Raw genomic sequence first — 318 nt, 5'->3', positions numbered from 1 at the left:
TGCATTCCACCGTGGCTTCTCCGTCTGCATCTGGTATGGTAAAGGCTGGTGTTTCGATGGTATAGGTAAATGCCCAAGTATCTGAATTATTGGCGCAGTCCGTATAAGTGTAGGTGTATGTTCTCGTTCCTTCACAGGTCAATGGGTCCGGGGTTTCGGTAACTACTGCAGCTGAGGGCGACAGGGTATTGCCACAGGCATCGGTAACCGTTGGCAATGTGAATGTCTCGGTGGCATCGTCAATGCATTCCACCGTGGCTTCTCCGTCTGCATCTGGTATGGTAAAGGCTGGTGTTTCGATGGTATAGGTAAATGCCC

At 50.6% G+C, this 318-nt stretch carries 1 protein-coding gene; it reads right to left on the bottom strand.

All coding sequences use genetic code 11. From position 1 onward, the window contains the following. Positions 1 to 318: HYR-like domain-containing protein (locus HC176_RS18585; protein WP_167920455.1), on the bottom strand; the 318-nt coding region annotated here is incomplete at both ends.

It is taken from the genome of Tamlana crocina, assembly GCF_012037625.1.
Note: the sequence above shows the minus strand (reverse complement) of the source record. Positions and strands in the feature narration are given on the sequence as shown.